The 14,458-nt window shown below is 72.8% G+C and carries 8 protein-coding genes; 4 read left to right on the plus strand and 4 right to left on the minus strand.

Going from position 1 to position 14,458, the window contains the following annotated elements; translation table 11 throughout:
- Window positions 1-439: 439 nt before the first annotated feature.
- Entirely contained in the window at window positions 440-997 is a 558-nt protein-coding gene (locus ACFWVP_RS12105; protein ID WP_384495886.1) for a MarR family winged helix-turn-helix transcriptional regulator, read from the minus strand.
- Between the two features lie 142 nt (window positions 998-1,139).
- Between ACFWVP_RS12105 and ACFWVP_RS12110 the strand changes: the two genes are divergently transcribed.
- Window positions 1,140-2,462, plus strand: coding sequence for an MFS transporter (locus ACFWVP_RS12110; RefSeq protein ID WP_384496198.1), 1,323 nt, complete (start codon window positions 1,140-1,142; stop codon window positions 2,460-2,462).
- A gap of 18 nt (window positions 2,463-2,480) precedes the next feature.
- Here ACFWVP_RS12110 and ACFWVP_RS12115 read toward each other — a convergent pair whose 3' ends face one another.
- Both ACFWVP_RS12115 and ACFWVP_RS12120 read right to left on the minus strand, forming a co-directional pair.
- Window positions 2,481-4,151, minus strand: a complete 1,671-nt coding sequence (locus ACFWVP_RS12115; protein WP_384495888.1) for a SpoIIE family protein phosphatase — start codon at window positions 4,149-4,151, stop codon at window positions 2,481-2,483.
- A 425-nt stretch (window positions 4,152-4,576) separates the two neighbouring features.
- On the minus strand, window positions 4,577-6,037 hold the full coding sequence (locus ACFWVP_RS12120) for an NAD(P)/FAD-dependent oxidoreductase (protein ID WP_384495889.1): 1,461 nt from the start codon (window positions 6,035-6,037) through the stop codon (window positions 4,577-4,579).
- 339 nt (window positions 6,038-6,376) lie between these two features.
- Here ACFWVP_RS12120 and ACFWVP_RS12125 point away from each other — a divergent pair, with 339 nt between their 5' ends.
- On the plus strand, window positions 6,377-7,177 hold the full coding sequence (locus tag ACFWVP_RS12125; protein WP_384495891.1) for a TetR/AcrR family transcriptional regulator: 801 nt from the start codon (window positions 6,377-6,379) through the stop codon (window positions 7,175-7,177).
- Window positions 7,178-7,520: 343 nt separating this feature from the next.
- Window positions 7,521-9,491: a sigma-70 family RNA polymerase sigma factor gene (locus ACFWVP_RS12130; RefSeq protein ID WP_384495893.1), complete on the plus strand. Its 1,971-nt coding sequence runs from the start codon at window positions 7,521-7,523 to the stop codon at window positions 9,489-9,491.
- 194 nt (window positions 9,492-9,685) lie between these two features.
- On the opposite strand, the gene ACFWVP_RS12135 is transcribed toward ACFWVP_RS12130, so the two are convergent.
- Window positions 9,686-11,797, minus strand: coding sequence for an asparagine synthase-related protein (locus tag ACFWVP_RS12135; RefSeq protein WP_384495894.1), 2,112 nt, complete (start codon window positions 11,795-11,797; stop codon window positions 9,686-9,688).
- Window positions 11,798-12,888: 1,091 nt separating this feature from the next.
- On the opposite strand from ACFWVP_RS12135, the gene ACFWVP_RS12140 reads away from it, so the two are divergent.
- Complete coding sequence (locus ACFWVP_RS12140; protein ID WP_384495896.1) at window positions 12,889-14,403, plus strand: sporulation protein; 1,515 nt, start codon at window positions 12,889-12,891, stop codon at window positions 14,401-14,403.
- Window positions 14,404-14,458: the final 55 nt, after the last annotated feature.

Here is a 14,458-nt window from a genome sequence, read left to right on the forward strand (position 1 = left end):
GTCCCGTTTCACCGGGGCCCTCCGGGCGCTTCCCTTCGTTCTTGCGTTTCCGACTCTATCAGACTCTTTCGTGTCCGATTCCCGGTCGAAGCGGGGCCGCCTTCCAGTTCATCGCTTTCGCGTTTCCCTTTCCGGCGAGTCCGACTCTATCAGATCCTTTCGGGCCTGATTCCCAGTCAGCGGGGGTTTGTCTTCCCGGCCGTTGGGCCGTTCCGACGTCTCAAACTCTAGCGGAATCTCCCGGCGACTCATAATCAAGCCTTCGATTTGAATTCCGGCATGCCGAAATTCTCCCCGATGGGAGGTCGTACTGAGTTTTGGTTGCCGCATTCGCGGCGGATCGGTTGCCGCGGCGCCGTACCGGCTCCGTGACAACTCGGAGAACTTTACGGATCGGGGAGGGGTGTGTCAACCCCTCCCCGGGAGGCTCCCGGCCCCATCAGTCCAGGTCGGTGAGCCGACCACCGGCATCCGGCTGGGCGTGTTCCACGCGGCGCAGGAGCCGGATCAGGATCTCACCCAGGGCCCCACGCTCGTCAGCCGCCAGATCCTGGAGGAGGTCCTCCTCGAAGTCCGTGGCCATACGCATCGCCTCGAGCCACTTCGTGCGACCTTCGTCGGTCAGCTCGACGATGACGCGGACCCTGTTGTTCTCGTCCCTGTCCCGCGTGACCAGGCCTTCGCCGGCCATGCGGTCGATGCGGTGGGTCATGGCGGCCGGCGTGAGCCCAAGCCGCTTCGCGAGTTCGCCCGGACCCAGCCGGTACGGGGCACCTGCCAGGACCAGAGTCTTGAGGACCTCCCATTCGGCATTGCTGATGCCCAGGGCCGCCAGCTGTCTGCCGTACGCGACGTTCATCCGGCGGTTCAGCCGGCCCAGGGCGGAGACGACCTGTTCGACCTGGGGGTCGAGGTCGCGGTACTCGCGCTGGTAGGCCGCGATCTGCTCGTCGAGGCTCGGCTCCTGGAGCTCGGGCTGCTCGGGGGTGTCAGACATGGCGGGCAGTATGGCACGCCGCCCATCGCCTTCGAAGTCCTTCGACCTGTAGTGTTGAGGATCTAATTTTAATGCTAAAGTCTACCGGTCTTTGTTCTTCAATGTTCTTCAAGTCCTGAGGTAGGTGAGTGTGACCAGGGAGATGGGTGCAGCGCTGCGGCGGATCCAGGTGGGGAGCGCGCTGAGCGCGTTCGGCCTCGGTTTCACCGTCCCGTATCTGTACGTCTATGTGGCACAGGTGCGGGATCTTGGTGCCGGTACGGCAGGTGTCGTACTGGCTGTCTTCGCCATGGCGGCGCTGGCCGTCCTGCCGTTCACCGGGCGGACCGTCGACCGGCGCGGGCCGCTGCCCGTGCTGATCGTCGCCGCGGGCACGGCTGCCGTGGGCGCCGCCGCGCTGGGTGTGTCGAGCAGCGTGACGACCGCGGTCCTCTCGGCCGCCGTCCTCGGAGCGGGTACGGCGGTCATGCAGCCGGCGCTCGCCACGATGCTGGTGTGGTGCACGAGCGCCTCCACCCGTACGCGCGCCTTCGCCACACAGTTCTTCCTGCAGAACCTCGGTCTCGGTATCGGCGGGCTGGCCGGCGGTCAGCTGGTCGACGTCGGCCGGCCGTCGAGCTTCACCCTCCTGTTCCTGATCGAAGCGGCGATGTTCGTCGTGCTCGGGGTGGTGGCCGCCACCGTGCGTATGCCGCGTACGGCTTCCGTGCCCGGCGCAAGGCCCACCGACGGCTCCGCGCCCAAGGGCGGACTGCGGGTGTTGCTCTCGCACAAGGCGATGGTGCAGCTGTGTGTCCTGGGCTTCGTGATCTTCTTCGCCTGCTACGGACAGTTCGAGTCCGGCCTCGCGGCCTACGGGACCGAGGCCGCCGGGATCGAGCCGTCGACCCTCGGCATCGCGCTGGCCGCCAACACCGCGGTCATCGTCGCCGCCCAGTTCGTCGTGCTGCGGCTCGTGGAGCACCGGCGGCGCAGCCGGGTCATCGCGTGCGTCGGTCTTGTCTGGGCGTTCGCCTGGATCGTGGCGGGATACGCGGGCCTCGGGCACGGCAGCCAGACCATGGCGACGGCCGCGATGATCTCCACGTACGCGCTGTTCGGGCTCGGTGAGGCGATGCTGTCGCCGACGGTCGCGCCGCTCGTCGCCGATCTGGCGCCGGAAGCCATGGTCGGTCAGTACAACTCGGCGTTCGCCCTGGTGAAGCAGCTGGCCCTGGCGGTCGGGCCGGCCGTGGGCGGGCCCATGGGGGCGTCGTTGCACGGGCCGTACATCGTGACCTTCGTGCTGTTCTCGCTGGGCATCACCGTGGTGGCGCTGAAGCTGGGCCGTCAGCTCACCCCCGTACAGGACAAGCCGTCGCTCGTGGCGGTGCCCTCACGGGTGGTGGCCGTGTCACTTCCGGAGAGCGAGCCGGCGAGCGAGCCGGGCGGCGTGCCGGTCACCGCTCCCGCTGCCGCCCGCTGAGCCGGTGCCCTCCCCGGCTCAACCCGGGAGGGCGAATTCGCACCACACCGCCTTGCCGCCGCCCGGAGTGCGACGGCTGCCCCAGGACGAGGCGATCGTCGCGACGATGGAGATACCGCGGCCCGCCTCGTCCGCCGGTTCTGCGCGGCGTCGGCGCGGCAGGTGGTCGTCCCCGTCCGTCACCTCGATGATCAGGCGGCGGTCGGTACGGCGCAGGCCGAGCCGCATGGGCGGGGTGCCGTGCTGGAGTGAGTTCGCCACGAGCTCGCTCGCGGCGAGGACGCCCAGGTCGCAGAGTTCCATGGGGAAGCGCCACGAGGTGAGGACCCCGGTGGCGAAGGCGCGGGCCCGGGGCGCGGCCTCGATGCCGCCGAGCAGTTCGAGCGAGGCGTTGTGGAAGAGCTCCGCGCTCGCACCCGTGCGGGCGGGATGCTGGACGACGAGCACCGCCACGTCGTCGTCGTGCTCCGCGGTCACCCCCATGGAACGGATGAGCCGGTCGCAGACCACCTGGGGCGACCCCTTGGCACCGGACAGCGCCCGCTCCAGGGACGCGAGGCCCTCGTCGATGTCCTCGCTGCGGCGTTCGACGAGACCGTCCGTGTAGAGGACGGCCGTGGAACCGGGCGGCAGCGCGATCGTCCCCGAGGTGTGGACCCAGCCGCCGGTGCCGAGCGGCGGTCCGGTCGGGTCCTCGGCGCGGTGGACGGTGCCGTCCTCGTCGCACACGAGGATCGGGAGATGGCCGGCGGAGGAGTAGACGAGGTGGCCCTCGTTCGGATCGTGGACCGCGTAGACGCAGGTGGCGATCTGGCTGGCGTCGATCTCGGCCGCGAGGACATCGAGGAGCTGCAGCACCTCGTGCGGCGGCAGATCGAGACGGGCGTAGGCGCGAACCGCGGTGCGCAGCTGGCCCATGACGGCGGCGGCCCTGACCCCGCGCCCCATCACGTCACCGATGACGAGCGCCGTACGGCCCGCCCCGAGGGTGATGACGTCGTACCAGTCGCCGCCGACCGCCGCGTCCGTGCCGCCCGGCTGGTAGGTGGCCGCGATCCGCAGGTCGTCGGGCTGTTCGAGCTCCTGCGGGAGAAGGGAGCGCTGGAGGGTGACGGCCGTTTCACGGTGGCGGCGCTCGCTGGCCCGGAGACGCTCCGCCGCCTCGGCGTGGTCGGTGACGTCGGTCGCGTAGACGAGCACGCCCGCCTCACCCGTGCCGTCCCCGCTCTGCGGACCACCGGCGGCCACCGGGGTGCAGGTCACGGTGTACGAACCGCCCGCGAGGACCTTGCGGGACTTGACCGTACGGGGCGTGCCACTGCGCAGGACCTGGTCCATGAGGGGCAGCAGGCTGAGCTCGGACAGCTCCGGCATGGCCTCGGCGGCGGGTTCACCGCGGTTCCGTGGGCCGAAGGCGGCCGTGTACGCGTCGTTGACGTAGGTGATGCGGTGCTCGGGGCCGTGGAGCAGCGCGACGGGGGCGGGGAGCCGGCCGAGGATCTCGGGGGCTGAGAGGTGTTCCAGGGAGGGGCCGGCCGTAGAGGGTTCGGGGGCGGCGTCCGATGGTGTGGGTGCGGTCCTGGGGCGTACGGATTCGGCGCGGGCGGCGGGTACGGAATTGTGGTCGTCCCGCGCGGCGGCTCGACGCTGCGTTCCGGGAAGGCGGGCGCTCCAGCGCGTGAAGTTCACGGAATTTCTGGCCTCGTGTGTCGGTCTGGTCCGCTCGGGCGAGCTGCTTCGTCGGCCGGTACCTGTGCCGGTCGTTGCCGTACGTCTGCCGGTACGTCTGCCTGTCGGGGCACCGCGGTGGTCCCCCGGGAAGGCGCAGCCGGGTCTCTTCTTGCTGGTGGTCGTCGCTGCCGGTCACTGTAGGTGACTGCGGAACGGGTCACTCTGTGCAGGTGTGGGCCCACCTATGGTCACACGCCCAGTCTGACCGACCGTACTGACAGTTGTCGTACGACTGCGGGTACGGCGGCCGAACCGCGGCCGCTCTCCGACCGTCGGCGGTGGTCGGAGGCGGTCGGAGGCGGTCGACGGTGCTGGTCGGCGACGGCCCCGGGGCGGCGTGCGCCCGTTCCGTGGGCCGTGGGCCAGGGCCGCGGACCAGGGGTTCAGCCGGATGTCTGCGGCGGGCCGTCGTCCTTCTGCGGTTTGTCGCCGGGGCGCTCGGCGTTCCCTTCCCTCCCGGGAGGTCCGGGGTGTGGGTGGCCGCCGGCCGCGAGTGCGAATTCGGCGCGCGGATGTTCGAGGGAGCCGAGGGAGACGATCTCGCGCTTGAAGAGTCCGGCCAGGGTCCACTCGGCAAGGACGCGTGCCTTCCGGTTGAAGGTGGGCACCCGGCTGAGGTGGTACACGCGGTGCATCAGCCACGCGGGGTACCCCTTGAGCTTGCGGCCGTAGACATGGGCGACGCCCTTGTGGAGGCCCAGCGAGGCGACGGATCCGGCGTAGGAGTGCCGGTAGTCCTTGACGGGTTGTCCGGCGAGGGTGGCGAGGATGTTCTCCGCGAGGACCTTGGCCTGACGGACCGCGTGCTGGGCGTTCGGCGCGGTCTCCCTGCCGGGCTCCGAGGAGGTGAGGTCGGGAACGGCCGCAGCGTCCCCGGCCGCCCAGGCGTGCTCGACGCCGTCGACGCGGAGGGCAGCGGTACAGCGGAGCCGGCCGCGCTCGGTGAGGGGCAGGTCGGTCGCGGCGAGCAGCGGCGCGGGTTTGACGCCCGCGGTCCACACCAGGGTGCGGGTCGGGAAGCGGGAGCCGTCGCTGAGGACCGCGATCCGGCCCTCGCAGCTGTCGAGACGGGTGTCGAGCCGTACGTCGATGTTGCGGCCCCGCAGTTCCCGGACGGCGTACCTGCCCATCGCCTCGCCGACCTCGGGCAGGATGCGGCCGGTCGCCTCGACCAGGATCCAGCGCAGGTCCGTGGGCTTGATGTTGTGGTAGTACCGCGCGGTGTAGCGGGCCATGTCCTCCAGCTCGGCGAGCGCCTCGACACCCGCGTACCCGCCGCCGACGAAGACGAAGGTGAGGGCCGCGTCGCGGATCGACGGGTCCCGGGTCGCGGAGGCGATGTCCATCTGTTCGATGACGTGGTTGCGGAGCCCGATGGCCTCCTCGACGGTCTTGAAGCCGATGCCGAAGTCGGCGAGGCCGGGGACCGGGAGGGTGCGCGAGACGGATCCGGGTGCGATGACGATCTCGTCGTAGGGGATCTCGACGGCACCGGTGCCGTCCTCGGCGGTCGCGAGCGTCGTGACGGTCGCGGTGCGTTTGGCGTGGTCGACGCGCTCCGCCTCGCCGATGACGATCGTGCAGTACTTCAGGACCCGGCGCAGCGGTACGACGACATGGCGCGGCGAGATCGAACCGGCCGCGGCCTCGGGAAGGAACGGCTGGTACGTCATATAGGGCTCCGGCGTGACCACCACGATCTCGGCCTCACCGCTCTTCAGTCTCTGTCTCAGCTTCCGCTGGAGACGCAGTGCGGTGTACATCCCGACGTAACCGCCGCCGACGACGAGAATGCGTACACGCGGCCTGGTGCCGGGGGTCGTCCCCCGGGAATCTGGAGCCATCACCATCCCATGACGCACCGGAGTCCGGAGTTTGTCCACAGGCCCGGCAAATTGTGTGACCGGAGCGCTTCGGTCCCCCGGCGGGTGACAGTCACCGCGTATCCCGGCAGCGGTGCAGGTCAGGCATGGCGGGAGGGGGCGTGGGCATGGGGCGAATCAGGGTTCAACCGGTCCTTGCTCCGATCGGGGGGCGCTCCGTGCGGAACTACCCTCTTCTGAATTGAGCCGGGCTCAACTATGTTCGTACCCCGTCGGGGTGTCTGATTCGGACGATGATCCGCACACCGGCTGACACGGCGGGGAAGTCTCCGGGGGGAGACGTCATAACCGGGGGAAGTTATGCACATTCAGGATTTGCATGGGCACAGCGCTGTCACCTCTGCTTCGGAGGGCCACGGACGGCTGAGCCCGGTGGGAGCGGTCGCGACGGTCGCCGGGGGCGGACTGGGCAACGCGGTCCGCTCGGCGCCGCTCCGCGTGGACGCGCAGCGCAATCTGGAACACGTCCTGCGCGCCGCACGTGAGGTGTTCGGCGAGCTGGGGTACGGCGCGCCGATGGAGGACGTGGCACGCCGCGCCCGGGTCGGTGTCGGTACGGTCTACCGGCGCTTCCCGAGCAAGGACGTGCTGGTGCGCCGGATAGCCGAGGAGGAGACCTCGCGGCTCACCGACCAGGCGCGGTCCGCCCTGGGGCAGGAGGACGAGCCGTGGTCGGCGCTGTCCCGTTTCCTGCGGACGTCGGTGGCCTCGGGAGCGGGCCGGCTGCTGCCGCCGCAGGTGCTGCGGGTGGGGGCGGATCCGGAGGATGCGGCCGCCGTGCCGGGTTCGGCCGACGGCGAGAAGCGGGTCCCGCATCAGCGGCAGGTGGCGCAGCCCGATCTCCGGGTGGTCGCACCGCGCTCCGCCGCCGAGGAGGGCATCGACGACGACTCCGGCGCGGGCGAGTTGCTGGAAGTCGTGGGCCGACTGGTCGACCGCGCACGGGAGTCGGGGGAGCTCCGGGGCGATGTGACGGTGGCGGACGTGCTGCTGGTCATCGCCACCGCGGCACCGGCACTGCCGGATCCCGCTCATCAGGCCGCCGCGTCCGCGCGACTGCTGGACATCCTGCTGGAGGGCCTGCGTTCCCGGCCCGTGTAGGCGTGCGCCCCGCCTTCCGGGCGGGTCCGGCAGGTGTCCGTCCTTCGCAGGGCCGGTGTCCGGCCCTGCGGGGCGGTCGTCCGTCGCTCACGAGGCGGTCGTCCGTCCCCCCGCAGGGCGGTCCCCGCGGGGCCGGCGTGCCGCGCGGAACTCACGGGCGGGGCGGACATCCGTACGGCTGCGGGGTGCGGGTACTCCCTCGATGGGGTGATGCCGCGCGCCTCATGCGTGGGAAGACACCTCGGACGAGTGGTTGCCCGGGCTGAGGGCTCGCCGCGGTAGGGCTCTGTGGCACTCTGGCCCCGGTATTACGGGTCCGAAGGTGCATACGGGGGCTTCCGCGATGAGCGGTGACGCGCAGCAGGAAGAACCGGCCGACGGCATCACGGGTGGCGGCACGGGGACCGGCGAGCCGTTCACCGGCCAGGTGCCGAGCCAGGCCGGCTCCGGACGATCGGGAGGTGGCCGGGCGGAGGGCGGCACCGTGCTGCCCGGCCCATGGACGGCGCCCGCCGCCGACGCGGGGGCCGAGGCGGGTGCCACGTACGCCGTGCCCCTCCAGCGTGAGGGGCGCGCGGGTTCCGCCGATCCCGGGCCCTCCGACGCCCAGTTGATCCAGGGCATGCGGACCGGCGACGACCGGGCGTACGAGGAGTTGTTCCGGCGCCACTCCGGGGCGGTGCGCCGCTACGCCCGCAGTTGTTGCCGCGACGCCCACACCGCCGACGACCTGACGGCCGAGGTGTTCGCACGGACCCTCCAGGCGGTACGGGGCGGGAAGGGGCCGGAGGAAGCCGTTCGGGCCTACCTGATGACCGCTGTCCGGCATGTCGCCGCCGCGTGGACGAAGAGCGCGAAACGGGAACAGCTCATCGACGATTTCGCGGTGTTCGCCGCGCAGGCCACGCGTACCTCCGAGCTCGCGGAGGCCGACACGCTCGATCTCGGCGCCGATGTGCTGGCCATGCACGAGGCGGACCGTTCCATGGCCATGGAGGCGTTCCGCAGTCTGCCGGAGCGCTGGCAGGCCGTGTTGTGGCACACCACCGTGGAGGAGGAGTCGCCGAGCGAGGTCGCCCCGCTGTTCGGCCTGACCGCCAACGCCACGGCGGTGCTGGCCGTCCGGGCCCGCGAAGGGCTCAAGCAGGCCTACCTCCAGGCCCATGTGAGCCAGGCGCTGACAGCGGGCGGAGACTGCGCCCGGTACGCCGACCGGCTGGGCGCCCATGCCCGGGGCGGACTGCGGAGCCGGGCCGAGCGCGGGCTGCGCAAGCATCTGGACGAGTGCGCGAAGTGCCGGATCGCCGCCGGTGAGTTGAAGCACGTGAACGCCGGGATCCCGGCGCTGCTTCCGGTCGCCGTCATCGGCTGGTTCGCCGCGGGTTACGCGGTCAAGGCGGCGGGAGTCGTGGCGGGCGGGACGATCGGCGCGGCAGGTGCCGGGGCAGCCGCCGCCGCGACGGGCGGTACCTCCTCCGGGAGCACGGCAGGTGGAGCCGCAGCGGCCGAGGGACTCGGTGCGCCGGTGAAGGTGGGCATCGTGGCCACGGTGGCCGTGGCGGCCGCGGCCGGGCTGGTGTGGGCCCTGGTCGGCGACGACCGGTCGGCCTCCGAGCCGAAACCGGCGGCCAAGCCGCCGGCGGCGGCCCCCGCCGTGCCGACACGCGCTCCCCGGCCGGCTCCACCGACTCCGCCGGCCCCCGCGCCGCCCCCCGCGCCCGAGCCGACACCCGAGCCCGATCCGACACCTTCCCCCACGCAGGCACCGCCCGCGCCGGAGCCGGCCCCCGAGCCCACGAGGCCGGAACCGCCCGCACCGGCACCGCCGGAACCCAGCCCGGAGCCACCCGCTCCGAGCACCCCACCGCCGCCGCCCGAGGTCTACCAGGTCAACGAACTGGCGTACTCCGTGGCAGGGGATCACACGGAGCCGGAGATCGTCCTGGGTGAGACCCGGGGGGTGGTGTGGCAGCGCACCGAGCTGTCGATCGGCTCGACGACGTACGCCCATGGCGTCACCGTCCACGCCCGCTCGTCGGTCGCGATCCGGCTCAACCGCCCATGCACCCGCTACCAGGCGATGGTCGGCGTGGACGACCTGACGGAGACGCTCGGCCCGGTGCGCTTCTCCGTGGTCGGTGGTGACGGGGCACGGCTGTGGGAGTCGCCAGTGATGCGGGGCGGAGACCCGGCGGTGGCGGCGAGCGTCGGCGTCGAGGGGCAGGGGACGATCCGGCTCGAGGTGGAGCCCGCGGGTCCGCTCGGCGGGCTGACGCTGGCCGACTGGGCGGAATCACGGATCAGCTGTCGCTGAGCTCCCCGAGGAGGAGGCGGCCCAGGACGTCGTCCCCGGTGAGGGCGCGTCCCGCCGCGCACTCCGCTTCGTACGCCTCGGCCGCCCGGGCCGCACCCGGCCCGGCCGTCTGCCGACGGCGGAACCCGGGCCCCGGTCCACGGGCGCGGGCACGCGGGCCGGGGTCTCCCGTATGGATTCGGCTACAGGTACGGCTACGGCTGAAGCGTCCGGCGGGCCGGGACCACGCCGCCCGCCACCGCCCGCTGCCGCGGGGCCGCCGTGCCCGTCCAGCAGGTGCCCCGGCGGGTGATCAGGCGGCGGAGCCAGAGCTCCGTGGAGGCGAGGGCGGCCAGGCCGTCCAGGGGCAGAGGTTCGCCCTCGGAGGCCGCGCGCAGCGCCTTCCGTACGACGCGGGCCTCGATCAGGCCCGCGTCGGCGAGCAGCGGGGCGTCGAAGAGGGCGATCAGCTCCGGGAGTGCCGTGCGCAGGCCGATGCGGCCCGCCGCGTCCGAGGTGGCCTGGGACGGGGTGCCCCAGCCGGGCGGCAGTTCATGGATTCCCGCACCCGCGAGGACCCGGCGCAGGATCGCGGCCCGCGCGCCGGGCTGGACGCGCAGCGACTCGGGGAGGGCCCTGGCCGCCCGTACGACCTGGTTGTCGAGGAACGGGGCGTGCAGGCGCTGGCTGCGGACCTCCGCGGCCTGCTCCAGGATCCGCTGGTCGGCCGCGTGCCGGGCGAGCGCCGCCCGGGCGCGGGCCTCCCCCGGGCGCTGGACCGACGCCGGCCGGATCGCCGCCTCCTGGAGCCGGACCGCCACTTCGGCGAGTGCCTCACCGGTGAGCCAGCGCGCGGCCGGGCCGGGCCGGGACCAGGTCAGGGCGGCGAGCGAGGCGGCGGCCGGGGTGTCGAGGTCGGGGGCGTAGCGGTTGGCGTCCGGCAGCAGGCCGGCAGCCGATTCGAGTCCGGTGCGGTACGACGTGCGGGCCAGCCGTCGGGCGGCGCGGTAGACGGCCACCGGGACGAACAGGGAGTGCGCCGAGGGCCTTTCGGCCCGGGCGAGCGCGGCGACGGGACGCAGGATGTGGCGTCTGCGCCGGTCCATGAGGAGGTCGGCGAGCCGTGCGGGGTGCGCGTCGAGGACCTGCCGGGCTCCGTGGCCGACGAAGTGGTCGGCGCTTCCCGCGGTAAGCCGGCGGCGGTGGCGTTCGGCTACGACGAGCGAAGGGGCGGGTTCGTCGGTGAGCGGGCCGCTCTCCAGCGACGCGTAGGGCAGGGCCTCCTCGCCGGCCGCGACGACCACGTGGTGCAGGCGGGGGTTGGCCGCGATGACGCGGGCACGCTCCAGCTCGTCCTCGCGGCCCTGTGTGGACAGGTCGTTGAAGGTCACGGCGAGCAGTCGCTCACCCGCTCCCGTGCCGTGCCCGAGGACGGTGCCGGGGAGTCCGGGCAGCCCGGCGGCCAGCAGGGCCAGGGTGGCGGAGGCGCTGCCTCCGGAGAGGTCGGAGCCGATGCCGGGTACGGGTGCCCCACGGGCCGCGCGGCGCTCGGCGGGCCCCATGCCCGGTACGGGACCCGGATCCGGCGGCAGGGTCTCCGGGGCGTGGCGCGGAGCCGTGAGCCGGGCCCGTACGGCTTCGACCAGCGCGTCCCGTACGCCCTCGACGGCGCTCACGGGGTCGGTCTGGGGGGCCGCGACGGCGAGTGAGGCCACCGCCTCGTACCCGGTGATCTCGCGCGAGCCCTCCCGGAGGATCAGCGCGTGCCCCGGGGGGATCCGCTTCACGCCCGCGTACGGTGTGCCGTCGCCCAGCGCTTCCGGGCTCTCGGGGCAGGCGAGCAGCGCGGCCAGGTGGCCGATGTCCAGCTGGGCCTCGATGAGATCGGCGAGCGGGAGGGCGGCTGTGGCGTACGCGGTGCCGTTGGCCCACGGGGTGTGGAAGACGGGGCGCGCTCCGGCGAGGTCCCCGGCGACGGTGATACGGCGGCCGATCTGCGCGACGGCCGTGTAACTGCCCGGCCAGGCGGTGAGATGGCGCAGTGCCCCTCCGCGGGCTGCCAGCAGCCCGACCCGGAGCTGTTCGTCGGTGGCCCCGCAGCAGCCGAGGACCGCGAGGCGGGTGGTGGGCGCGCCCTCGGGGGTGGCGACCGTGATCACGCGGATCTCGTCGGGGCGCCAGTCACCCACGGCCCAGAGCGGATCAGGGTCCCCCCACAGGAGTTGGGAACCCACGGGGTGGACCGTGCGCCCCTCCCCGTGGTCGCCGACCGCGCCCACCGTGCCGAAGCTCGCGGCGATACTGCTCCACCCCACCAACCAACGCATCGCCGCCTCCACAGGCTGTGGACGAACCGGCGTGCCAGGACCCGGGAACGCCGCTGCGGACATGCTGCCACGACAGAGGCACCTGGGAGGGGGTACGGGCGGCGCACACAGGATGCGCATGCGCCCCTGGCAAGGGCCTGGCGCCACCTCACCGGATCCCACCACAACGGAACGGCTGCTCCCGGGAGTTGCCCCGCACGGCCCCTGAACACGGTCCCCGCCTCGGCCAGGCCGAGGAACAGACGTAAACCGGCCATAGCCGGACCGTTCCCGGAGACGCCATCCGACCGTCTGGATCCAGCCATTCTCAGATCGCGATCCGCTCGCGCGTTTCACTCCGGAGGAGCTTCCGAAGGGCCGCCGGAAGGGCTTCCACAGGCTCGGACGACACCCCGGCCGCGCCCGGCGGGGCGCCGGACCGGATCCCGGGAAGGCTCACCCCGGCCCCGGTGACGCGTCGGCCGGCGCATCCCCCCGGTGCGCCGGCCCACCCGCCTCGTCCCCCTGGAACCGTGCCCTTCGGCGCACAGTCCGGGAGGTGTTCGTCACCTCCCGGACCGGTTCGCCGCCCGCGGGGATTGGGGCGGCGGTCTCCCCCAGCCCACTGAGTCCAGTGCAGCGGGCCGACCCACGCGGTACCCATGGAAGCGCTCCCTTGCAGGCCAGGGCAGAGCGCACGGCCAGGCGCACGGCCACACACCGGGGGCACGACGCTCTTGCTCCGGGCCGCCCGATGACCGCCGTGTGACTCCGCGCGCGGTGCCGCACCCGTATCCGTGGACGCACCCGGTACGCGGCCGGTGAACGGGGCGGCGCACCGGCGGCCGGCGTCGCGGACCACGGCGGTGGGGCGCCGGGGCGGCGTCGGGGCGGACAACATTCCCGCCATCCGGACGGCTGCCCCTTAACGGTAGGGATGCGGCGAACTACCCTGGGTTTACCGATGTTCTCAGCAGGGCGGCATATTCCACGGGGCTCAGCCAAATGCGTGTGCGGCCGGAGTGCCCGGGACCGTACCTGGGGAGAACACGGTACGAATGCCGCGCGCCTCACGGTGTCGCGGCGGCCGTCTGTGTGTCGAGGGGTGGCGCATGTCCAGGGAGCAACGCGGGCCGAACGAGAAGCTCGGCACGGTTCTCGCCCTCGCGGGAATCAGTAACGCCGGGCTCGCCCGGCGGGTCAACGACCTCGGAGCGCAGCGCGGTCTGACACTTCGCTACGACAAGACCTCGGTGGCCCGCTGGGTCGCCAAAGGCATGGTGCCGCAGGGTGCGGCGCCCCATCTCATCGCGGCGGCGATAGGGGCCAAACTCGGCCGTCCGGTGCCGCTGCACGAGATCGGGCTCGCCGACGCCGACCCCGCGCCGGAGGTCGGCCTGGCGTTCCCGCGCGACGTGGGCGAGGCGGTGCGCTCGGCGACGGATCTCTACCGGCTGGACCTGGCGGGCCGGCGCGGCGGCGGCGGAATCTGGCAGTCGCTCGCCGGTTCCTTCGCCGTGAGCGCGTATGCGACCCCCGCGTCCCGATGGCTCATAACACCCGTTGATCCGTCGGTCGCCCGGGACTCGACGGCCGCCCAGGCCGCGATCCTGGGCACCCGGGGCGCAGTCGGCGGCCGGGGCGCACCGGGGGCGCAGATCGGGGTGCCCGTCCAGCCGGGGCCCGACACCGTGTCCGACGCCTCCCCCCTCCGGGTCGGCCACAGCGATGTGGCCAAGCTCCGCGAGGCCGCCCAGGACGCGCGCCGCTGGGACTCCAAGTACGGCGGGGGCGACTGGCGTTCCTCCATGGTTCCGGAGTGCTTACGCGTCGACGCCGCACCCCTGCTCCTGGGCTCGTACAGCGACGAGGTGGGCCGGGCACTCTTCGGCGCCTCGGCGGAGCTGACCCGGCTCGCCGGGTGGATGGCGTTCGACACCGGCCAGCAGGAGGCCGCGCAGCGCTACTACATCCAGGCGCTGCGTCTGGCCCGGGCCGCCGCCGACGTGCCGCTCGGCGGATACGTACTGGCGTCGATGTCGCTCCAGGCGACCTACCGGGGCTTCGCCGACGAGGGCGTGGATCTCGCGCAGGCGGCGGTCGAGCGCAATCGCGGCCTCGCCACCGCACGGACCATGAGTTTCTTCCGGCTCGTGGAGGCGCGTGCCCACGCGAAGGCGGGCGACGCACCGGCCGCGGGGGCCGCTCTCAGGGCGGCCGAGAGCTGGCTGGAGCGTGCCCGGGCCGGTGACATGGACCCGTCCTGGCTCGGCTTCTACTCGTACGACAGGTTCGCCGCCGACGCCGCCGAGTGCTACCGCGACCTGAAGGCGCCCCGGCAGGTGCGGCGCTTCACGGAACAGGCCCTGTCCAGGCCCACCGAGGAGTTCGTCCGCTCGCACGGGCTGCGGCTCGTCGTGTCGGCGGTCGCCGAGCTGGAGTCCGGCAATCTGGACGCGGCCTGCGCGGCGGGGACACGCGCGGTGGAGGTGGCCGGGCGCATCTCCTCGGCGCGCACCACGGAGTACGTCCGCGATCTGCTGCACCGCCTCGAACCGTACGGGGACGAGCCGCGTGTCGCCGAGCTGCGGGAGCGGGCCCGTCCGCTTCTGGTCGCCCCGGTGTAGTGGCCCGCGCAGCGACCCTCGCAGCGACCCTCGCAGCGGCCCGGTGGGGCGGAAC

This window comes from Streptomyces sp. NPDC058637 (assembly GCF_042717325.1).
In the GTDB taxonomy this organism is placed as follows: Bacteria; Actinomycetota; Actinomycetes; order Streptomycetales; family Streptomycetaceae; genus Streptomyces.